Source organism: Flavobacterium frigidum, assembly GCF_048286795.2.
The window spans coordinates 217,433-238,582 of the sequence record NZ_JBLVPT020000001.1 but is presented as its reverse complement, the minus strand read 5'-3'; the positions used below and the strand labels follow the sequence as shown (position 1 = coordinate 238,582).

Here is a 21,150-nt window from a genome sequence, read left to right as displayed (position 1 = left end):
TAGGAGAACAGTTTTGAAATCACAATCATAAAATATAATTTTGTGATTGTGATTTTTAATTTAAAACAAAACCCAAAATTGAGTTATATACTAAACATTGAGACTGCAACAAAGAATTGCTCTGTTGCTCTGGCAAAAGAAGGGAAAACAATTTTTTATAAAGAGATTGCAGAAGAAGGCTATTCCCACGCAGAACGATTGCATGTTTTTATTGAAGAAATCATAAAAGAAGTAGGTATTACGCTCCAAGATTTAAGTGCTGTAGCCGTAAGTCAAGGGCCTGGCTCCTATACTGGGCTTCGAATAGGAGTTTCTGCAGCAAAAGGATTGTGCTATGCGCTCAATATTCCATTAATTGCTGTAGATACTTTACAAGCTTTGGCTTCGCAGGTAGCCATTTCAAATGGATTAATCATTCCTATGATTGATGCCCGAAGAATGGAAGTATATAGTGCTGTTTTTGCTCCAAATTTGGAACAAAAAAGAGAAGTTCTTGCCGAAATAATTACAGAGAATTCATTTGAAAATTTGCAAGAAACACTTTATTTTGTTGGCGATTGCGCGGAAAAGTGCAAATCGGTTTTGACCAAAGAAAATTATATTTTCCTTGACGAAATTGTATATCCTTCGGCTAAAGAAATGAGTTTTTTAAGCTTCGAAAAATTAAAAAAAAGCGACACTGTAGATCTCGCCTATTTTGAACCGTATTATTTGAAAGACTTTATGATTACGACTCCAAAGAAATAATTTTATTAGATTAAATTGTTTGGGTTGATTCTCTTACATAAGGCTGAATGATAATTCCAGCAGCATCAAACGCCAGTTTACAGCTTTCTAAAGTTTCAGAGAAAACAAGACCGTAATCTTCATTATTTGCCCATGGTCTCACCGCAATTTGAATGGCATTGTCAGTTAAGTTTTTTACAGAAACTTCGGCAGATGGAGTCTGAAGAACTTTGGGATTATTTTTTAATATGGCAGTAATTATTTCTTTTACTTTTTTAATATCTGCATCATAGGAAATAGCGATGGTCAAATCAGCTCTTCTAATTTTTTGCAAAGAGTAATTGATAATGTTTCCATTAGACAAAGCGCCATTAGGTACAAAAATAGTTTGATTGTTAGCAGCAATTAGTTTCGTTACAAATATTTGTATTTCGCTCACCGTTCCTATTACTCCTTGCCCTTCAATAGTGTCGTTAACCTTAAAAGGTTTGAAAAGAATAATCAACATACCGCCTGCAAAATTCGATAAAGAACCTTGAAGTGATAAACCAACAGCAAGTCCCATTGCACCCAAAATAGCAACAAATGATGAAGTTTCTATTCCTAGCTTTGATATGAATGTTACAAATAATAGGACTTTTAAAACCCAAAGTAAAATATCGGCAAGGAACTTTGTCAAAGTAGGATCTAAATTTCTTTTAGTCATCAGTTTCCTGATAAATCTATTGATAAGCCGAATGGCGTAAAGGCCAATAAATAAAATGACAAAGGCAGAAATAATTTTTGGGGAATAATCAACCAATACAGTAACGAATGTATTGGCATAATCAGTTAACTGATTTGGATTTAAGTTCATTTTTATCTAATAAAAAACCTTCCCAAAAGAGAAGGTTAAGTTTGAAGTGCAAAAATACAATTATTTTTTTTTATAAATTAATCTGCGTCTTCTTCTATTTTATTTATAGTTTCCTTAGCTTTTTCAGTGGCGTCTGCATCACCGTCTTTTACTAATTCACTTGCTTTTTCAGAAACAGTTTCAACAGCATCAGTAGCTATTGTTTTAGTTTCAGTTGCTATTTCTTCAATTTTTTCTGTGGCTATCGCAGTATTTTCTTTTACTGATTCTACTGCTTTCTCACTATGTTCAGTAACAGTTTCTTTAGCATGACCAGTAAAATTCTCTACTTTATCTATAACTGGAGCTGTAGTTTCTTTTACTTTTTCAAATGTTTCTTCTACAAATGTTTCTGCTTTTTCAATATAAGGCGCTGCAGTTTCTTTTGCTTTTTCAAATGTTTCTTCTACAAATGTTTCTGCTTTTTCAAAGTAAGGAGTGGCCGTTTCTTTTGCTTTTTCAAATGTTTCTTCTGCAAATGTTTCTGCTTTTTCAAGGTAAGGTGCAGCAGTCTCTTTTGCTTGCTCAAAAGTAGTTTCCGCTGTGTCAGCTAATTCGCTGGCAGTTTCTTTGGCTGAGCCAAATAAATTTTTTAAAAATGAAGATAGTCCCATGTTATTTTATTTGATTAGTCTCACAATATTAAACAATTTTTTCTAGGATTACTTTATTAAATTATTAATAATTTACTGAAAATCAGTATTTGGCATCATGTTCGTTTTGTTTTGGCAAACATAAAACAACATTTTTCTTTTTTATGTAGTGTACAGATAATAACACTATTTGATTTTTTTGGTTTCAGCAAAATTCATTCAGTTTGAAAGTTCAAATGAGTGTCTGACATCAGAAAGTAATGCAATCGATAGCTTTAAATAGCTTCTAGAAATAAAAAAGCGTTCGCTAATGCGAACGCTTAAATTAATCGGTCAAATTAATCTATTCGAGTTCGAAAGTTAATTTTAGATTTACTCTATATTCTGTGATTTCTCCCCCACTTACGGCAGCACTTTGATCCTTAACATATACAGATCGTATTTGGTTAATGGTTTTAGCTGCCTTTGCTACTCCTTTTTGAGTGGCGTCTTCCCAACTTATATCTGAACTGGAAAGCACTTCAATTACTTTTAATACTGACATAATTTCTATGTGTTAAGTTAAGTATTAAATGTACCTATTTTATTTAAAACGGCAATTTTTTTCACATAACTATAACATATTCAATCAATTGTATTTTTTTTATTCTTTTTATGCGTTTACGGCTTCCACTTTAATGGCTTCATCGTTCAGCATGCTTTTTAACATGTTTTCAATGCCGCTTTTTAAAGTAAATGTTGACGACGGGCAACCGCTACATGCACCTTGAAGAATTACTTTAACAGTTTTATCTGTTTCGTTATACGAATCGAATGCAATATTTCCACCGTCTGCTTGAACAGCTGGTTTTACGTATTCCTCTAATATATTGATGATTTGTTGTGAGGTCACATCTAAATTATCAAATTCTTTTGCTTTGGTATCTTCCTTTTCTGTTACGGCTTGGATGAAATTTTCATCTAGAACTGTTCCGCCATTTTCAATATATTGCTTAATGAAGCTTCGTAACTCTAAGGTTATTTCTTGCCAATCGTTAATTTCATATTTTGTGACAGAGATGTAATTTTCATCGATAAAAATTTCTTTCACATACGGAAATTTGAACAATTCCTTTGCTAGTGGGGAAGCTCCAGTTTGATCAATATTTTTAAATTCAATAGCGTTTTTGGTCAACATTTTACTTACTACAAATTTTAATGCAGCAGGATTTGGCGTAGTCTCACCGTAAACAGTTACGGGTTGTTTTTTTGTTTTGTTTTCGTCAACGGTAATTATGCTTCCTCCATTTTTTACAAATTCCTCTATTTGTTTAGCAACATCATCTCTAACATCATCCCATTCAACAATACTGTATTTTTCGATTGCTATAAAATTCCCAGAAATGTAAACTGTTTTTACAAACGGTAAGTAAAATAATTGCTGTGCTAAAGGAGATGTTTTTGCTTCATCAATATTTTTAAATTCAAAACTTTCATTTTGAGTGATAAAATCTTGAAATTCAAATTTTAGTATAGTTGGGTTTTGTGTTTCTTTTATGCTAATTTTGCTCATAACTTTTAAATTTTTACAAATTTACTAAAGTTATTTTCTAAGAATAATTATATTTGATTTTTAATGAATAAATTAACTTTAGTTTTACTTTTGGATACGTATTTTGACTTTTATTTCCAAAAAACTTTTATTGATTTAGAATCATTCCTTCTTACTAAAAAGTAATTAAATGCACACCAAAATTAAATTCCTATTTGCTCTTTTATTTATCTCGTTTTATTCCTATTCGCAGGAAGGTATTCCTGTTTACTCGGATTATCTGACGGATAATTACTATTTAATTCATCCTTCTATGGCGGGAGCTGCAAATTGCGCCAAAGTCAGACTCACTGGTCGTAAACAGTGGTTTGATCAAGACGATGCTCCAGAACTCCAAACCTTAAGTTTCAATGGTAGAGTAGGAGAGAAAGCGGGTGCAGGAATTATAGTTTTTAATGATAAAAATGGATATCATTCCCATAAAGGTGTCAAATTCACATATGCGTATCATTTAATGTTTTCTAGAAATGAAATCGATTTAAATCAGTTGTCTTTTGGAATCAGTGCTGGACTAATCCAAAGTCAGTTAGACGAAACGAAATTCCGTCAATCTGGTGATTTTGATCCGATCATAAATGGAACAATTGTTCAAAAAGATTCGTATTTTAATGTTGATATTGGTGCCTCTTATAATTTCTTGGATTTATATGTGCATGGAACAGTCAAAAATGCAGTCGAAACTAGAAGAAATATTTACACGGAATACGAGAGTGATAATTTAAGAAAGTATTTATTGAGTGCTGGATATATTTTTGGAGATCGCGATAAAATCTTGTGGGAACCATCTGTTTTATTTCAAATGGTCGAAAAAACGAAAGAAAAGGCAATCGATGTTAATTTGAAGGCCTACAAGACACTAGATTTCGGAAAAATATTTGGTGGGTTATCCTATAGAAGAAGTTTTGATGGTGCCGAATTCCTGCAAGGCAGTACCGTTTCTAAACAAAAACTGCAATACATCACGCCAATTGTAGGAGTTAATTTTGATAAATTTATGTTTGCTTATACGTATTCTCAGTTGTCAGGTGCGGTTAAGTTTGATAATGGTGGCTATCACCAAATTACCTTAGGAATCGATCTGTTTTGTAAACCTGTCAAATACGATTGCAACTGTCCAGCAATTAATTAATTTCTCCTTTTATATTATGCTAGTAAAATCGATAAATGGTAAGTCACCTTCAATCCCGAAGGATTGTTATGTTGCAGAAAATGCAACTATTGTTGGTGATGTTTCTTTTGGAGAAAATTGTAGTGTTTGGTTTAACGCTGTGATTCGTGGCGATGTAAATTTTATCACAATTGGCAATAAAGTAAATATTCAGGATGGAGCAGTAATTCATTGTACGTATAAAAAACACCCAACAATTATAGGAAATAATGTCTCTATTGGCCACAACGCGATCGTACACGGATGTACAGTTCATGATAATGTGCTAATAGGAATGGGCGCAATTGTGATGGATAATTGTGTTATCGAAAGCAATTCGATTGTAGCAGCAGGAGCTGTTATTACTCAAAATACGGTTGTTGCTTCAGGTACGATTTGGGCAGGTGTTCCAGCCAAAAAAGTGAAAGACATTGATCAATCTGATTTTGCTGGAGAAATCGAACGTATTTCCAATAATTACGTGATGTATTCTGGTTGGTTTAAAGACGAAGAATAGTCTTTTCTAGAATTTCTTTTCTTCAACGGTGTATGCATTTCCTACTATTTCTTTCAATACGGTCGGATTCGTATTCGTATAAAAAATAGGTTTGTTATTTTCTGCTGTTGATAATCCTACTTTAGTCTTTAATACATTTTGAGTTTGTTTGGCAACGGCCTCACCAGAGTCTATGATTTTAATGTGCTCTGGGAGAATTTTTTTTATCTGCGGAATCAAATACGGATAATGACTGCATCCTAATACTAAATAATCAATATTAGCAGCTATCATTGGTGTCAAGTAGGATTGAAGTAGTTTTGTCATTTCTGTCGAATGAATGTCACCGTTTTCAATTAGTTGTACTAATCCGTGGCCCACTTGTTCTATTATTTTTGTGTCTTGATACTTCTCTGTAGTTTTGTTAAACAACTCGCTATTTAACGTTCCTTGCGTAGCCAGAATGCCTATTATTTGCGTTTTAGAATGCGTTACTGCGGGTTTTATTGCTGGTTCAATGCCAATAAAAGGAATGTCATATTTCGCTCGCAATTCCTGGATGGCATTCGTAGTTGCCGTATTGCAAGCAACTACAATTAATTTACATTTCATTTCCAATAGGAAATCCGTGTTTTTCATACTCAAAGCTACAATCTCTTGTTTCGATTTTAGTCCATAAGGTGCATTGGCACTATCAGCAAGATATATAGTTTTTTCATTAGCTAGTAATTCATGGATTGCTTTCCAGATCGAAGTTCCTCCAATTCCTGAATCAAAAATTCCAATAGGTTGATTGTTGTTATTCATAAAAACAAAGTTACACGCTAATCAATGACATTCCAATAGTTTATTTAAACAAAAAACTGCTCAATCCTATATTTAGGACGAGCAGTTTTAAACGATTGTCTATTTTTCCTAGAAACCTAAATCTTTCTTAACATCAAGAGTCAAGTTTGGACCATCAGCAAGTAAAAGAGAAGAACCATCAAGAACATATTGGAATCCTTTTGCTTTTCCTACTTTTTGGATTGAAGCTCTCACTTTTTCCATCAATGGTTTAACAATATCAGATTCTTTTTGTTGCAATTCTTTTTGAGCATTGTCTCTAAAAGCTACAATTCTAGACTGCATGTCTTGTACTTCTTTAGAGCGTTCTCCATTAATAGCTTCAGTTACTGTAGCAGCTTCAGCTTCGTATTTTTTTAATTTCCCTTGGTATTCTTCTACCATCTTTTTGTAATCAGCATCGTAAGTAGTACTCAATTTATCCAATTGTTTTTGAGCATCTAACATTGCTGGCATTTTTGTCATAATCTCACTTACATCAACATGAGCCGTTTTTGCTTGTGCATTAATTGTTTGGCTTGCTCCTAAAATAAAAATTGCAGCAATAAATAGAGTTTTAATTTGTCTCATCGTTTTTAAAATATTTAGTAATTAATTTTTGTTTGTATTTTCTTTTAATTTTTCTTCTTTTGCTTTTCTAATCGCTTCTCTTTCTTCGAGAATTTTTTTTCTTTTTTCTTCTAATGCTTTTTTGCGGTCCTCTAAAATTTTCTTCCGATCTTCTAGTTTTTGTGCATTAACTTCCACTTGTTTTTGTTTGAGGTCTTCTGCTAACTGTTTTGAAGCATCATTTGTCGTATCTGCATTTGCCGCTTTTTTAGGATCCTCTATTTTAACATTTGCAGAAACCGTGCCATTTTTTTTAGCTTCTCTGTCTGCTATTATTTGTGCTCTTTTGTCTTCAAATTCCTTTTTCTTTTGCTCTTGAAGCAATTTCCTGTCCTCAAGTACTTTCTCTCTAGCATATTTTTTTTCGTCTATTTGCTTTTGACGTTCTGCTAAATCTGGATTTTCATCCATCGCGTCTTGTTTTTTCTCTTTATCCTCTTCTGCTTTTTGTTGTTTTTTAGTCAACTGCTCTCTTTTTTCAGTTCGGGTAAGCGTGCGTATAATTTGGTCGCTAAGATCAAATCTTTTTGCTGCAAACAACATGGTTAGATCAGATGTTTTGTCAAAAATGAAATCGTATTTTAACCTTTCAGCAATATCTTGAACAGCAGTAAAAACTTGATCTTGTATTGGTTTAACCAAGAGGGATTTTTGTATGATTAAATCTCCATTGGGTCCAAATCGTTTCTGTTGGTAATCTAGGTTTTCATTTTCTAGAAAATTAATTTCTGTTTCTCTTTCATCAATCAATTCTTTAGTTAACAAAGCTCTTTCTGCTTTTAGGGCTTCTTTGAGTTTATTGATTTCAATTTTTTTAGCATCAATATCAAGTTTCCATTTTTCAGTTTTTAGCTCTAATTGCGCCTTTGCTTCTGTATAATCGGGTACATTTTGTAAAATGTATTCCATATCTATGAAACCTAGTTTAGTGCCTCTTGTTTGGGCGTCTATTGCTTGCACAAAGACTAACGATAAAAATAGATATAAAAATTGTTTTCTCATAACAGTATGTTTTAGAAAATTTAAAATCAATTTTTTTAAAATTGTTGTCCAATAATAAAATGAACTGATTCGAGATTATTTCCTACTGGATCAAACCCATGAGCAAAATCAATTCCTAATAATCCAAATGCTGGCATAAATACACGTAATCCAACTCCTGCAGAACGGCTTAAAGCAAATGGATTGTAACTTTTGAAATCCTTAAATGAAGATCCTGCTTCCAAAAATGCTAATGCATAAATTGATGCAGATGCTTTTAATGTTATTGGATAACGTAATTCCATTGAGAATTTATTAAAAACAGTTGCTCCAATTTGCTCTCCATTACTATTTGAAGGTGTCAATGAGTTGTTTTTATATCCTCTTAATTGGATGGTTTCTCTTCCATCCATAGAGAAGTTTGCCATTCCATCTCCACCAAGATAGAAACGTTCAAAAGGAACTACTCCTCGGTCTTGATTGTATGCTCCAAGGAATCCAAATTCTGCCAAAGTTCTCACCACTAATTTACCATAAACTTTGGTATACGCATCAGCTTTGAATTTTATTTTATAATATTCCAACCATTTAAAACGCTCTTGATCGACTTTGCTGACATCTGCAGCAGCCAAATTAAAGTCGGTTACCTTATTGCCATTCGTATCAATGTAATCTCCAATTTTCACAATATTTCCGTTGGCATCTGGCACATTTAATCGGTCGACAGTATTCTTTAATTTGTATTCTTCTTTGTCACCCAATGTAGCATAATCAATTCCGTTTAATAAAGAGTAAGGAAGGGTCAATTTAGCCGAAACACTAAATTCTGATCCGTAGGTAGGGAAAATTGGATTTACCCCTTTATTATTTCGTGTTAATCCTATTGTGTAAGCCATGTTTCTGGATGTTCCATCCCCAAAGGTAAATAATCCAGTATTGTAATTATTTAAATCATAGTGCTGGTAACTTAACGATTGTGACAATACAAAGAAATCATCAGGCACTGTTAATCTTTTGGCTAAACCAACGGATAAAGTCATAATGTTAAAACTTTTTGTTTTATCCGCTCTTTGTGTTTGAAAATTATTTAAAAATTGTTTACTGTAAGACAATGATGAACTAAATGATACTGGTTTTTTTCCGCCAAACCAAGGTTCAGAAAAGGAAACACTATAGGTTTGGAAAAAGGTACTTGCTTGCAAACGTAAGCTTACTTTTTGACCATCTCCCATCGGTAAGGGTTGATATGCATCTTTTTTGAACATATTACGAGCCGAAAAGTTGTTGAACGAAAGTCCAAGCGTACCAATGAAACCACCGCCACCATAACCTCCTTGAAGTTCAATTTGACTCGAGCCTTTTTCTACAAGTTGGTATTCAATATCTACCGTTCCTGCACTTGCATCAACGTTTCTAAACGCTGGATTGATAGCTTCTGGATCAAAAAATCCTAACTGTCCAATTTCACGTACGGTTCTAACTAATTCGTCTTTGCTGTATTTTTCACCAGGTTTTGTTCTTAATTCACGGTAAATAACGCGGTCATTGGTTTTGTCATTACCTACAACCGTTATCTTGTTGAAGTAAGCTATAGGACCTTCTGTAATTCGTATTTCAAAATCAATAGTTTCATTGGCAGTTCTTACCTCTACAGCATTAATATTTGAAAATAAATATCCGTTATTTTTGTATAAATTATCAATGTCTTCGCCATCTGGTTTTGATCCATCGGCAATTCTTCTTTGTAGCAGAACACCATTATAGGTTTCTCCTTTTTTCACGCCTAATACTCTACTTAAACCTTGATCGGTGTAAACTGTATTTCCCAAGAATTTTATGTTTCCAAAGTAATATTTATTTCCTTCTTCTACATTAATTTTTATAGATAATGCATTTTTCTCTTTATCAAATGTTACAGAGTCCGAAACGATTCTGGCATCTCTATATCCTTTCTCTTTATAGGAAGAAATTACTTTTTCTAAATCGGTTTTGTATTTGTCTTTTATGAATTTTGATGCTTTTAAAACACGAGTAATTTTCTTTTGTTTCGTATCTTTCATTGCTTTACGCAAAGTGTTATCAGATATTTTCGTGTTTCCTACAAAATCAATACTTTTAATTTTTACTTTTTCACCTTTGTCAATGCTAACAAGCATGTTTACTGAATTAACAGTGGAGGTATCTTTAACCGTATTAATGTTAACTTTGGTGTTATAATACCCGTCTTTCTTGTATTTGTTTTCTATATAATTTCTTGTGGTTGTAATCAAGTTTTCATTTACAACTTTACCTTTATTAAGACTGTTGTCTTTTATTAAAGCTTCCGTTTTAGTCTTTTTAATCCCTACAAATTTTACTTGATTTAGTTTGGGTAGCTCTACAATATTTAAATCGAGGTAGATACTATCATTCTGAACTTTATTTACATAAAATGAAATTTCATCAAAGAGACCTAGTTTTCCAAGTTTTTTTATAGCAGCACTAATTTCTTCACCGGGCACTGTTATTTCTTGTCCTTTTTGCAAACCTGAGAATGTAACAACCGTTTGCGAGTTGAAACTAATGTCTCCCACAATAGCTACATCAGCCAAAATGTATTTTTTTCCTTGATCAAAAGGAACTCTTTCTTGCGCTTTAACTTTTGTAAAACTTACTAATATTAATACGGTAAGGACTATTTTTATGCTTTTATGTAACACTAAAAAATTATTTAATTTGTTCACTTGTTTTTCCAAATCTGCGTTCTCTTTTTTGATAACTAATGATAGCCTCATATAAATCTTGTTCTTTAAAGTCTGGCCATAATATATCAGTAAAATATAATTCTGCATAGGCAATTTGCCACAACAAAAAATTACTTATCCTATGTTCTCCACTTGTTCGTATTAATAAATCTACGTCCGGTAAATTTTGCGTGTAAAGATGCTCATTAATAATGGAATCGTCAATAGCGTCTATTGAAATTATATTATTTTTAACTTTACTACAAATATTTCTTACCGCAGCTACTAATTCCTCCCTAGAACCGTAGCTTAACGCTAACGTAAGTGTCATTTGTGTGTTGTTTTTTGTCTTGTCAATCACATCAAGGAGTTCCTTTTGCGCTGATTTTGGTAATCTTTCTAGGTTGCCAATTGCGTTGAGTTTGATGTTGTTTTTTTGAAGTGTGGGTAATTCTTTTTTCAAAGAGTTGATCAGTACTTTCATTAAAGTATCGACTTCTAGTTTGGGTCTGTTCCAGTTTTCAGTAGAAAAAGCATAAAGAGTAAGGAACTCGATGCCAAGCTTCGCACTGGCTTCTATTATTACTTTTACTGATTTTGTTCCGCTTTCATGACCCAAGGCGCGTAAAAGGCCTTGCTGTTTTGCCCAACGTCCATTACCATCCATAATGATGGCTAGGTGTTTAGGTAGGTTATTCTTATTGATTGTATCTTGTAAATTCATTTCTCTATTCTGCACAATAACAGGGTTTATTCCCAAAGGTATAGGTTAACGTAGCTCCTGTAAAAACGTACCAATCATTATTATTTATATTTCCAAAATTTTGATTAGAGCTTCCGTCTATATTGTCAGTCAACGTATATCTTGCACCAGTTTCTAATGCCAATACCCAACTTCTTGATATATTAGATTTTACTCCTATAATAATAGGGAGTGCTATTGATTTTCTTCTTTCAGTTCTCCCACGAACTGATGTGTCCGTTTTTAAATCGGTCAAGGTATATTTTGCTAGAAAATAACTCAAACCAGACGCAACATAAGGACTGATTTTTCTGCTCGATTCGTGAAGATTAAAATCAAAAAAGTTGAATTCAAGGCCTAAAGATACTTCTTTTAAATTGTTTTCAAAACGATACTCCCTTTGGTACCTGCTTACTTCTTTTGAATCCAAATCATTTGAGGTAATTTTAGATTGCGTATAAGAAAATCTATAGGAATGTCTAGGACTTTTATTCCACTTGTATACGACTCCAATTGCAGGTTCGTTTGGCGAAATATAAGTAGTAGGTCCGATGTCTCCAATATAATTACTGCCGCCTAAAAAAACACCGACCTCATGTATTTGAGCGTGTGTTGCCATCACTGGGAATAAACAGAGAAATAAATAAAAAATTTTGTTCATTTAATCAAAAATTGCGTGCAAATATAATAATTATCAATTCGATTCAATACCCATTCAGTTAAATGTGCTTTTTTTTAATAATTCAGTATTAAACGCACTATAAATAAGTATTTAATTTAGTAAAACGGGAAAAATTGATAAAATCGTATAGCGTTTGCTTAAAATGATTTAATTCCTCTTGTCTTCTCCCCAAAGTAGTTTGCTGCGGAGTGTTTTCAAAAAGGTTTCCTCGGGAATTTCGACCATATTAATTTGAAAAGGAGTTTTCTTTAAAGTTAGCACCGACTCGTTTCTAACAGATGTAACTCTAGAATCTAGAGAAACTAAATAGTATTCATCTCTTCCAGAAACTTTAAGTCTAATTTCAGTTTCATCGGGAACTACTAGTGGTCGTGCAGTAAGATTGTGAGGGGCAATAGGTGTAATAACGAGGCTTTTTACATCTGGGGTCAAAATAGGACCGCCGCAGCTTAGAGAGTATCCTGTAGATCCTGTTGGGGTTGAAATAATTAATCCGTCAGCCCAATACGAATTCAGATACTCCTCGTTTAAATACGTATCAATTGTTATCATCGAGGTGGTATCTTTTCTGCTAACCGTAATTTCATTCATAGCAAAATTAATTGCATCGATAGACTCATTAGGAGGAGTGCAAGTTAAACTCAGTAAAGTTCGTTTAGAAATCGTATATTTTCTATCAATTACAAATTGCATGAACGAGGCTATGTTTTCCTTTTGTACCGAAGCTAAAAAACCCAGTCTTCCAGCATTAATCCCTAAGATGGGAATCCCAGAATCACGAACTAAAGTTGCCGCTCTTAAAATGGTTCCGTCACCACCTATACTAATTAACATGTCAAAACTGCTATCAAGTTCTGTATGTGAGGTAAATGTTTTGTATTTGTTTTCTACAATTTTTTTTTCGTTAAGCATTATTAAAAAATGCGACTCAATGATCATCTCTATATTGTTCTTGTTAAAAAAAACAAAGATGTCGTTTATTATAGGTTCTGTACTGTTTTGATAATATTGACCGTAGATAGCTACTTTCATCTTTTTGCTGAATCGTTTTCTGTTAGTATAAGTTGTATGTCGTTAGATCGATTAAAATGCTAATCAGCCCTGTAAACTATATATTAAGGTATTTGTCTAAATAATCAGAGCGTTCCTTTAAATTATTGATGTAATTATCTTCTTGGTGTTCTGATATGATTTCATAATTGTACCTCCTAAAAGTTTGAATAATTTCATTCATAGCGCCTAATGTTATTTTCAACGTAATTTCAATGCTATCAATACTTGACTCTGATATGAATAAACCCAAAAGCTTTCCATTATTGCTTTCTACAATTTGGGTAATTTGACTCATGGAATAATCTAAAACGCCTTTACGAACTACGATAATTCCGCCTGGTTCTTGTAAAAATGGGGTTTCATGAAAAAACTTCATGATATCTTCTATTTCATAATACCCAACGTAACTGTTGTTTTCGTCTAAAACGGGAACTAAATTAGTATTGTTTTTTGCAAAAACTTCTAAAACATCGAGCCACATGGTATCTGTTTTAGTAAAAAAACCTTCCAATGTAAAGCGGTAATCTACTATTTTTTTGTCACTGTCAAAAGTTTCAATATCCTCAGTTGCGATACTACCAATGTAAACTCCATCTTCTAAAACTGGAAAATGTGAAAAGTGTAAATCACTAAAGAAGTTTTGAACCGCTGCGATAGAATCGAAGCTATCAATTGCCTTTACATCATTGGTTATATACTCTGTAATTTCTGTCATAAATCAATTTGGAATATTTCATGCAAAATAATCAAAAATAAGCAAAATCTCCTAAGTTTTACTTTGTATTTTTGTTCCAAGTAAAAACAAGTTTCAAAATCAAAAAGTGTGTTCATGACAAAGTTAAGTGTAAACATCAATAAAATAGCTACTTTGCGAAATGCTCGTGGAGGAAATGTTCCCAATTTATTAAAAGTAGCCACCGACATTCAAAAATTTGGTGCCGAAGGAATTACGATACATCCACGACCAGATGAGCGCCACATTCGCTATCAAGATGCCCGAGATTTGAAGGCAATTGTTTATACCGAATACAATATCGAAGGCAATCCGGAGCAAACATTTATTGATCTTGTTCTCGAAATAAAGCCAACTCAAGTTACCCTAGTTCCAGATGCTATCGATGCGATCACATCAAATGCGGGATGGAATACCGTAAAACATGAAGCTTTTTTGACTGAAGTGGTGCAGGAATTTCAACGCAACGGTATTCGAACGTCTATTTTTGTAGATCCAATTCTCGAAATGATCGAAGGAGCTAAAAAAATTGGAACCGAGAGAATCGAATTCTATACAGAGGCGTTTGCACACCAATACGGTTTAGGAAATCAAAATGCGATTTTGCCATATACACAATCAGCAATTTTAGCCAACGAATTAGGATTGGGAATCAATGCAGGTCACGATTTAAGTTTGGATAACATTCAATTTTTTAAACAAAATATCCCAGGATTACTCGAAGTTTCAATTGGTCATGCCTTAATCTCAGAAGCTATTTATTTGGGATTAGATAATGTGGTCAATATGTATTTGCAAAAATTAAAGTAAGAAATAAATTAAAACAATTATAACCTGATGTAATTGGGTTGTAATTGTTTACTTTAGCATTTTTCGTATTAAAATTTAGTCTTGAAGCCAATTATTTTGTTTTTTTTATTATTTTTTTCCAATTTGTTTGCGCAGTCCAAGGTGACCATAGCTGGGAATGTGAAATCTTTTGAAAATAAAAAATTAAGAGGAGTATGTATTTCGTTAGAAACTAATAGTCAGCATTACAATTATGTAAGTGATACTTTGGGCAGTTTTACGGCCAAACTTCCATCCGATTTTGTTAAAATTGTAGTTAATCAATTTGGTTATCTTGAAAAAACTTTAAGTTTTAAATGTGAAAATGACACAATAATTTCTATTATTTTAGAAAAGGATGTTTCTTTTTTAAAAGAAGTTGTCATATCCAATAATAAAAGGAGCGGCATTACAAGTTTATCTGGTGGGAAATTATCTTTTAATTTAAAAGAATTAGCCGCAGTTCCAACAGTCCTTGGAACAACAGATATTATCAAAATTTTACAACTCACACCAGGAGTGCAGAACTCTGGTGATGCAAATGGATATTTATATGTTAGAGGAGGTGATCCAGGACATAATGCAATATTGTATGAAGGAACGCCTATTTATGGAATGGCACATCTGCTAGGTGTTTTTCCTTTTTATAATACGGATCATATACAAGAAGTTGAATTTGATAAATCAAGCTCAAATTCAAAATATGGAGGGCGTTTAAGTTCAACAACTTTATTAATTGCTAATAAAAAAATACCTGCACAATTTGCGTTTCAAGGAAATGTTGGCTTACTAGCATCTCAGGCTACTTTAAGCATTCCAATTAGTAAAAAATCTGGGATTACATTATCTGGAAGAAAAACATATATTGATGAGATTATTGCTCCAACATTGAAATCTGGATCAAAAAATAATGATGTTCAAGATATGAAATATGGCTTTTTGGACGGTAATTTAACTTTTGTTACAGAAATTTCTAAAAATAGCCTATTAAGTATTTCGGCTTTTTCAAGTGCTGATAAATTGCAGATAAAAGACTCAAATTTGGCCTTACGAACCAGCTTGAAATGGAGTAATTTGACTATCTCTCCTTCTTTATTTACTAAATTGTCCTCTAAAACCAGTATGTCGAATGCTATTTATTTCACGCGTTACACTAATGAGTTGAATATGGAGCAATCAACAATTGGAATTGGTGTTTCTTCATTTGTTGATGACTTCGGATTTACTAATTCGATTAATTATTTGGTTAAAGGAACTTCTTTCGAGTCAGGTTTGCAATATGTTTATCATAATTTGCAACCACAAAAAATCCAAATTGAAAATTTAAGCACAACTAATATTATAGAACAAAATCCCTTAATTAAAGCTAACGAATTTGCTATTTTTACAACTGCGAAACCAAAATTACAGGATAATTTGATAGCAGAATTAGGTTTAAGGATTAACTATTATATTTCAGGGGTAAAATCGTATTTGCATTTTCAACCTCGTGTTGTTCTGAATTATTATTGGAACAGAAATTTTTCGTTTTATGCTTCCTATAATAGGCAAAATCAGTATTTAAATTTAATAACGACTTCCAGTGTTGGTATTCCTACTGATTTTTGGGTTGCAAGTTCAGATGGTATTCCCGCGCAATCCTCTAATGAGTTTTCAATGGGTTCCAATCAAATTATTTCGAAGCGTTTTAGCTCTTCATTTGGCGCATTTTATCGTTCTATGAATCATTTGCTGGAATATCCTTATGGTGTTACACAGTTTAATGAAATCTCGACATTAAAAAATGATTTGCTGGAAGGAAAAGGAAAAGCTTATGGATTAGAATTTATGCTGAAAAAGAATAGCGGAAAATTTAAAGGCTGGTTAAGTTATACCTTGAGTTGGTCCGACCGAAATTTCGAAAAGCTCAATAATGGGGAAACATACTATGCTAAATATGACAGACGCCATAATTTAGCATTGGTTGGAACCTACGATTTAAATTCAAAATGGAATTTTGGTGTCACACAGATTTTTAGTTCAGGTAATCGTTTTACAATGCCTACATCATGGTATTTTATAAATAATAATCCTGTCAAAGAATATTCGGAGTATAATAATGCTCAAATGCCAAACTATATCCGAACAGATCTTTCTTTTAATTATTTTTTTATAAAAAACGCTAAAAAAGAAAGCGCATTAAATTTTTCTATTTATAATACTTTCAATATCGAAAACCCTATTTATGTTGTTTTAAATGTGGTTGTCAATGAAAATAAAGATAGTGTAGTTGTCAAGCCTGAAAAAAAGGTTTTGTACAGAATACTTCCTTCAATAAGTTGGAGATTTAAATTTTAGAGGATGAAAAAGTATAGTTTATTTCTTTTGATGGTTATTGCGTGTAGTTGCAACAATGATAGTTTTAGTGATGGAATTAAGTTGGAGTCAAAACTAGCGGTAGAGGGCTGGATTGAAGAAGGAGATGTTCCTCACGTGATATTATCCAGTACGATACCAATAAATGATGTTGTTGATTCTACAAATGTTTTGGATCACGTAATACGCTCGGCAAAAATAACAGTTTCTGACGGACAAACGGTAGAAGTTTTGCGTGTTAAAAATGATGATAATAGAGTTCCGCCGTATGTGTATTTTGGAAAAGAAATAATCGGTAAAGCGGGGAAGACATATACTTTGAAAATTGAGTATTTAAATAGAATAGTTTTGGCTACTACAAGCATTCCTAAAACAGTAACGATTGCAAATGCGGAGTATGTAAAGAAGAATGCCGCGGATACTACCGGATACGTTTTTATAAAATTTGATGATCCTATAAACGAAAAGAATTATTATCAGATTGCGACTAGGATAGATAAGCAAGAACCTATTTTTATTCCTGCTTTTTACGGTAATCTAGATGATGAAAAATTTATATCTCACTCCATTTCAATGCAGGTGAATAGAGGTGTATTACTCTTTCCTAAAACTAAATTCAAACCCTATTTTACCGACGGAGATTTAATTTTCGTAAAATTAAGGACTATGAATAAGGAAGGATTCGATTTTTGGAATAGTTGGCAGAATGAAATTGTAAATAGCAGAAATCCCATTTATCCATCAAATACAAGTTTAAAATCAAATATTAAAGGTGGTGTAGGTATTTGGGCTGGCTACGGCCAAAATACGATAGTAGTTAAAACACCTATTAAAAAATAAAGCCAATCTGGAATTTCTCAGATTGGCTTTAGGTTTACTATAAAAAAATAGTTCTATCTTTCAAAAGCTTTCAAAAAATCCTCAAATTTAGTTTCAAGGTTATCAAATCCTTCAGAGAAATAAGTACTCATTGCAACTTCGGTACTGTCATTGAATTTTAAGTAAAGTACTTCGTCGTAATATTGAATTGTAATTGTTGCACCATTCCCGGTAGTTGTCCAAAATCCTCCACTAGGATAGTATGAATCTTTAATCCAAACTGGTAATTCAGCATCATAGTTATATTCTTTTTCTGTACGGTAGACAACGTCAGCTATCTTAGTTCCGTCTTTTTTAGAAACTAAAATTAGTTTCAAGTTTTTATTTGAATTAATCACATTGCCGTCAGAATACTTTTTATAATATGCGTTTTGAGCCGTGTAATATGCTTTGAAGTCAGCTTTAGGGTTATCGTAATCGGGATAAGAAGGATAAACCAAACTTTTCTCTAAAGCTTCTTCATCTTTAGATTGTGTTGCAATATCCATATCGGCTACAATGATAAAGTTATCCATGATTTGAACCAGACCATTCGCTTTACCTTTGTATTGAATAAGGTCTTTATCTTCTATTAAAGCATCAATATCAGCAGTGCTTCCTGCGGTAAATGAAACTAATTTTTTCCCATTATAGGTAAAAGAAGATTTAGCAGTGTTTTGAGTTGCTTTCTTACTCCCGCTGATTTCATAAGTATAGCCATCATTTAAAACCATTTTGAAGCTAGATTCATCTGGAGTTTCTATTGTGCCAGTATATTTTGCACTCGTTACAAAAGTTGCAGCTTGTGCATTGTCAATAGTCAAAGTTGCATCTACAGAAGTTGGTAAATAAAATTCATCATTTATTGTAATTCCAGTTTGCCAATTATAACTGTCTACCAGTTTTATTTTAATGTTTGAAGAGTTGCTTTTGGAAGATAAAGATGCATTGTTAGCAGTTTGAGTTGCTTTTGCAGGGAAAACAAATTTTAATTCAGTAGTTGAAGCTGTTTTAACCCAAATTTTTGTTGAATTATTCCAAGTGTAAATTCCATATACGCCGGAAACATTTAGAATATCTTCTATTTTATTATCATTTTTTCCATTGAAAATGTCAACAGAACTGATCCTGAATAAATCTCCTAAATTTTGAATGGCTTCAATGGCTCCAGATGTTTTGGATTTGTTCATTTGAACTAGCATTTCATTTGCTTCAGCCTCTAGTTTCACTTTCTGTTCTGCTGGAGTTAATTTTGAATACGGTTGCTTACAGATAGCTTCAATTTGAGCAGTTAAACTTTCTTCAGAAGCGCTATCTAATTCCTCGTTGCTAGAGCAAGAAATTGTCAGTTGTGAAATAATCACTGAAAATAAAAAAATCTTTTTAATCATGGGTAAAATTTAAAATTATTAATAAATGAAATTTGGACTTTTGGGTTTGATTGTGTACAATAAAGATGTTTTATTAAAAAATAACGTACAATTTAATTAGCGGCAAAATTACGGAATTTTATCAATGTCGCAATACCCACTTTTAATGATATTTATTTAAAAACCAATTAAATTATTATTGGTGAACTTAGATTTTTATCTTTGGAACATTGTTTCGATTTAAATCTAAAATTATATGCTTTTTTCAAAAATAGAAGGCTCTGGCAAGCCACTTTTAATTCTTCACGGATTTCTGGGAATGTCAGACAACTGGAAATCCCTCGGAACACAATTTGCAGTCGGTTTTCAAGTTCACATGCTCGATCTACGCAACCACGGACGAAGCATGCATTCTGATGACTTTAGTTATGAAATTATGGCTCAGGATGTCTACGAGTATTGTCAGGCTCATAATTTAGAAAACATCAATATAATAGGACACTCGATGGGTGGAAAAGTAGCTATGCTTTTGGCTACGTCACATCCTGAACTAGTCGATAAATTGATTGTGGCTGATATTGGACCAAAATTTTATCCCCAACATCATCAAGATATATTGGCGGGATTGAATGCTGTTGATTTTTCAATAGAACCCAGCCGAAGCGATGTTGAAGCAATTATGACGAAGTTTGTCCCTGATTTTGGAACGCGACAATTTTTGATGAAAAATTTATTTTGGAAAGAGCCTTCGCAATTGGCTTTTCGATTCAATCTAGCTGTTTTTAATAAAAAAATGGATGAAATAGGAGTTGCTTTACCACAAAGCACTCGTTTCCTAAAGCCAACATTGTTTATTCGTGGTGGTAATTCCAAGTACATTTTAGATAGTGACGTTGAAGATATCAAAGCGCATTTCCCAGATTCAAGCATCGAAACGATTCCGAATGTTGGGCATTGGCTACACGCCGAAAACCCAATTGAGTTTTATCAAAAAGTGACTTCTTTCTTAAAACAACCGTGATAATTTTAAATATTCACTACATTTATTAAAACTTAAAAATAAAAATCCATGAATTTACTGATAAAAATTCTTATTACTGCGGGCTTAGTATTGCTAATTGCAAATTTTATGCCCGGGGTTCGTGTGGCAGGATTTACCACAGCATTAATAGTAGCCATTGTTCTGGGGTTGCTTAATATATTTATCAAACCAATATTAGTACTACTTACATTGCCTGTTACGATCATTACTTTAGGATTGTTTTTATTGGTAATTAATGCACTTATGATCTTATTGTGTACAAAGATTGTAGGCGGATTTAGCGTAGATACATTTTTAACGGCCTTGTTTTTCAGTATCATTTTATCATTATTACAATCTATTTTGAATGCAATATTAGGCGAAGGGAAATAAAAATTTATTTTTAACTTCTATTTATGATCTCAATTATTTGGGCTTATTTTTATTTATTTACCTTTGTATTTCAATTGATATAGAATGTCTAAAACGTTTTACATATTTTTATTGGCAATACTTGGTTTCATATTGACTCCAAGCAGTGCATTTGCGTGTGGAACAAAGACTGAGAAATCCTGTTGTAAAAAAATGTCCTCTGTTGAGAAGATAAAAAAAGAATGCTGCAAGAAATCAGAGTCTTCAAAGAAGAATTCTCATGAAGGTTGCGATGGGGCTTGTAAAAGTATTGGTTGCAGTAATTCAACTGTTTTATTAAGTAGTACAGCAATTTTATACAGCGATTTAAACCTTGAACTTTTTAGTTTTTCGACTGAAAAACAAAATTATTATTATTCTGCAATCTTCATATCCTCTGATTTCAGATCTGTTTGGCTTCCACCTAAAATAAGCTAAATCCCTTTTCTGACAGCCAAAATACTGTCTTTTTCAAAGCACTTTGTGCTTA

The 21,150-nt window shown here is 32.7% G+C and carries 22 protein-coding genes; 9 read left to right on the top strand and 13 right to left on the bottom strand.

The window, feature by feature from the left end; all coding sequences use genetic code 11:
- Window positions 1-78 precede the first annotated feature (78 nt).
- Window positions 79-747, top strand: coding sequence for a tRNA (adenosine(37)-N6)-threonylcarbamoyltransferase complex dimerization subunit type 1 TsaB (tsaB, locus tag ACNQGB_RS01150; protein WP_417944717.1), 669 nt, complete (start codon window positions 79-81; stop codon window positions 745-747).
- A 10-nt stretch (window positions 748-757) separates the two neighbouring features.
- Here tsaB and ACNQGB_RS01145 read toward each other — a convergent pair whose 3' ends face one another.
- From ACNQGB_RS01145 to ACNQGB_RS01130, 4 genes are all read right to left on the bottom strand, one after another.
- Window positions 758-1,582 (bottom strand): mechanosensitive ion channel family protein, encoded by an 825-nt coding sequence (locus ACNQGB_RS01145; RefSeq protein ID WP_417944715.1) that lies wholly within the window; start codon window positions 1,580-1,582, stop codon window positions 758-760.
- A 77-nt stretch (window positions 1,583-1,659) separates the two neighbouring features.
- The gene (locus ACNQGB_RS01140) at window positions 1,660-2,235 is read right to left on the bottom strand and encodes a hypothetical protein (RefSeq protein ID WP_417944714.1); all 576 of its coding nucleotides are present in this window, start codon (window positions 2,233-2,235) and stop codon (window positions 1,660-1,662) included.
- A gap of 322 nt (window positions 2,236-2,557) precedes the next feature.
- On the bottom strand, window positions 2,558-2,758 hold the full coding sequence (locus tag ACNQGB_RS01135; protein ID WP_417944712.1) for a dodecin family protein: 201 nt from the start codon (window positions 2,756-2,758) through the stop codon (window positions 2,558-2,560).
- 108 nt (window positions 2,759-2,866) lie between these two features.
- The gene (locus tag ACNQGB_RS01130) at window positions 2,867-3,766 is read right to left on the bottom strand and encodes a NifU family protein (protein ID WP_417944710.1); all 900 of its coding nucleotides are present in this window, start codon (window positions 3,764-3,766) and stop codon (window positions 2,867-2,869) included.
- A gap of 169 nt (window positions 3,767-3,935) precedes the next feature.
- On the opposite strand from ACNQGB_RS01130, the gene ACNQGB_RS01125 reads away from it, so the two are divergent.
- A complete protein-coding gene (locus ACNQGB_RS01125) occupies window positions 3,936-4,934 on the top strand; it encodes a PorP/SprF family type IX secretion system membrane protein (protein ID WP_417944709.1) in 999 nt (332 codons plus the stop codon).
- Window positions 4,935-4,950: 16 nt separating this feature from the next.
- On the top strand, window positions 4,951-5,469 hold the full coding sequence (locus tag ACNQGB_RS01120; RefSeq protein WP_417944707.1) for a gamma carbonic anhydrase family protein: 519 nt from the start codon (window positions 4,951-4,953) through the stop codon (window positions 5,467-5,469).
- Between the two features lie 6 nt (window positions 5,470-5,475).
- On the opposite strand, the gene murI is transcribed toward ACNQGB_RS01120, so the two are convergent.
- The 8 genes from murI to ACNQGB_RS01080 all read right to left on the bottom strand — a co-directional run bounded on the left by murI (window position 5,476) and on the right by ACNQGB_RS01080 (window position 13,799).
- Entirely contained in the window at window positions 5,476-6,255 is a 780-nt protein-coding gene (murI, locus tag ACNQGB_RS01115) for a glutamate racemase (RefSeq protein ID WP_417944706.1), read from the bottom strand.
- Between the two features lie 108 nt (window positions 6,256-6,363).
- A complete protein-coding gene (locus tag ACNQGB_RS01110) occupies window positions 6,364-6,864 on the bottom strand; it encodes an OmpH/Skp family outer membrane protein (protein ID WP_309757648.1) in 501 nt (166 codons plus the stop codon).
- A 21-nt stretch (window positions 6,865-6,885) separates the two neighbouring features.
- Entirely contained in the window at window positions 6,886-7,905 is a 1,020-nt protein-coding gene (locus ACNQGB_RS01105; protein WP_417944705.1) for an OmpH/Skp family outer membrane protein, read from the bottom strand.
- 35 nt (window positions 7,906-7,940) lie between these two features.
- Entirely contained in the window at window positions 7,941-10,658 is a 2,718-nt protein-coding gene (gene bamA / locus ACNQGB_RS01100) for an outer membrane protein assembly factor BamA (RefSeq protein ID WP_417944704.1), read from the bottom strand.
- On the bottom strand, window positions 10,591-11,331 hold the full coding sequence (locus ACNQGB_RS01095) for an isoprenyl transferase (RefSeq protein WP_417944763.1): 741 nt from the start codon (window positions 11,329-11,331) through the stop codon (window positions 10,591-10,593). The genes bamA and ACNQGB_RS01095 overlap by 68 nt, the downstream gene beginning before the upstream one ends.
- A 4-nt stretch (window positions 11,332-11,335) precedes the next feature.
- Window positions 11,336-12,010 (bottom strand): type IX secretion system protein PorG, encoded by a 675-nt coding sequence (gene porG / locus ACNQGB_RS01090; RefSeq protein ID WP_417944703.1) that lies wholly within the window; start codon window positions 12,008-12,010, stop codon window positions 11,336-11,338.
- 168 nt (window positions 12,011-12,178) lie between these two features.
- The gene (locus ACNQGB_RS01085; protein WP_417944701.1) at window positions 12,179-13,063 is read right to left on the bottom strand and encodes an NAD kinase; all 885 of its coding nucleotides are present in this window, start codon (window positions 13,061-13,063) and stop codon (window positions 12,179-12,181) included.
- Window positions 13,064-13,139: 76 nt separating this feature from the next.
- On the bottom strand, window positions 13,140-13,799 hold the full coding sequence (locus tag ACNQGB_RS01080; protein WP_417944700.1) for a CBS domain-containing protein: 660 nt from the start codon (window positions 13,797-13,799) through the stop codon (window positions 13,140-13,142).
- Window positions 13,800-13,913: 114 nt separating this feature from the next.
- On the opposite strand from ACNQGB_RS01080, the gene ACNQGB_RS01075 reads away from it, so the two are divergent.
- The 3 genes from ACNQGB_RS01075 (at window position 13,914) to ACNQGB_RS01065 (ending at window position 17,840) form a co-directional block, all read left to right on the top strand.
- Entirely contained in the window at window positions 13,914-14,627 is a 714-nt protein-coding gene (locus ACNQGB_RS01075) for a pyridoxine 5'-phosphate synthase (RefSeq protein WP_417944698.1), read from the top strand.
- An 81-nt stretch (window positions 14,628-14,708) separates the two neighbouring features.
- Entirely contained in the window at window positions 14,709-16,982 is a 2,274-nt protein-coding gene (locus ACNQGB_RS01070; RefSeq protein ID WP_417944696.1) for a TonB-dependent receptor plug domain-containing protein, read from the top strand.
- A 3-nt stretch (window positions 16,983-16,985) separates the two neighbouring features.
- A complete protein-coding gene (locus ACNQGB_RS01065; RefSeq protein WP_417944694.1) occupies window positions 16,986-17,840 on the top strand; it encodes a DUF4249 domain-containing protein in 855 nt (284 codons plus the stop codon).
- A 53-nt stretch (window positions 17,841-17,893) separates the two neighbouring features.
- On the opposite strand, the gene ACNQGB_RS01060 is transcribed toward ACNQGB_RS01065, so the two are convergent.
- Window positions 17,894-19,249, bottom strand: a complete 1,356-nt coding sequence (locus ACNQGB_RS01060; protein ID WP_417944692.1) for a hypothetical protein — start codon at window positions 19,247-19,249, stop codon at window positions 17,894-17,896.
- Window positions 19,250-19,484: 235 nt separating this feature from the next.
- Here ACNQGB_RS01060 and ACNQGB_RS01055 point away from each other — a divergent pair, with 235 nt between their 5' ends.
- The 3 genes from ACNQGB_RS01055 (at window position 19,485) to ACNQGB_RS01045 (ending at window position 21,098) form a co-directional block, all read left to right on the top strand.
- Window positions 19,485-20,249, top strand: a complete 765-nt coding sequence (locus ACNQGB_RS01055) for an alpha/beta fold hydrolase (protein WP_417944690.1) — start codon at window positions 19,485-19,487, stop codon at window positions 20,247-20,249.
- A gap of 48 nt (window positions 20,250-20,297) precedes the next feature.
- On the top strand, window positions 20,298-20,642 hold the full coding sequence (locus ACNQGB_RS01050; RefSeq protein ID WP_417944688.1) for a phage holin family protein: 345 nt from the start codon (window positions 20,298-20,300) through the stop codon (window positions 20,640-20,642).
- A gap of 84 nt (window positions 20,643-20,726) precedes the next feature.
- Window positions 20,727-21,098 carry a hypothetical protein gene (locus tag ACNQGB_RS01045; RefSeq protein WP_417977493.1) on the top strand — a complete coding sequence of 124 codons (372 nt, stop codon included), beginning with the start codon at window positions 20,727-20,729 and terminating at the stop codon, window positions 21,096-21,098.
- Window positions 21,099-21,150 lie beyond the last annotated feature (52 nt).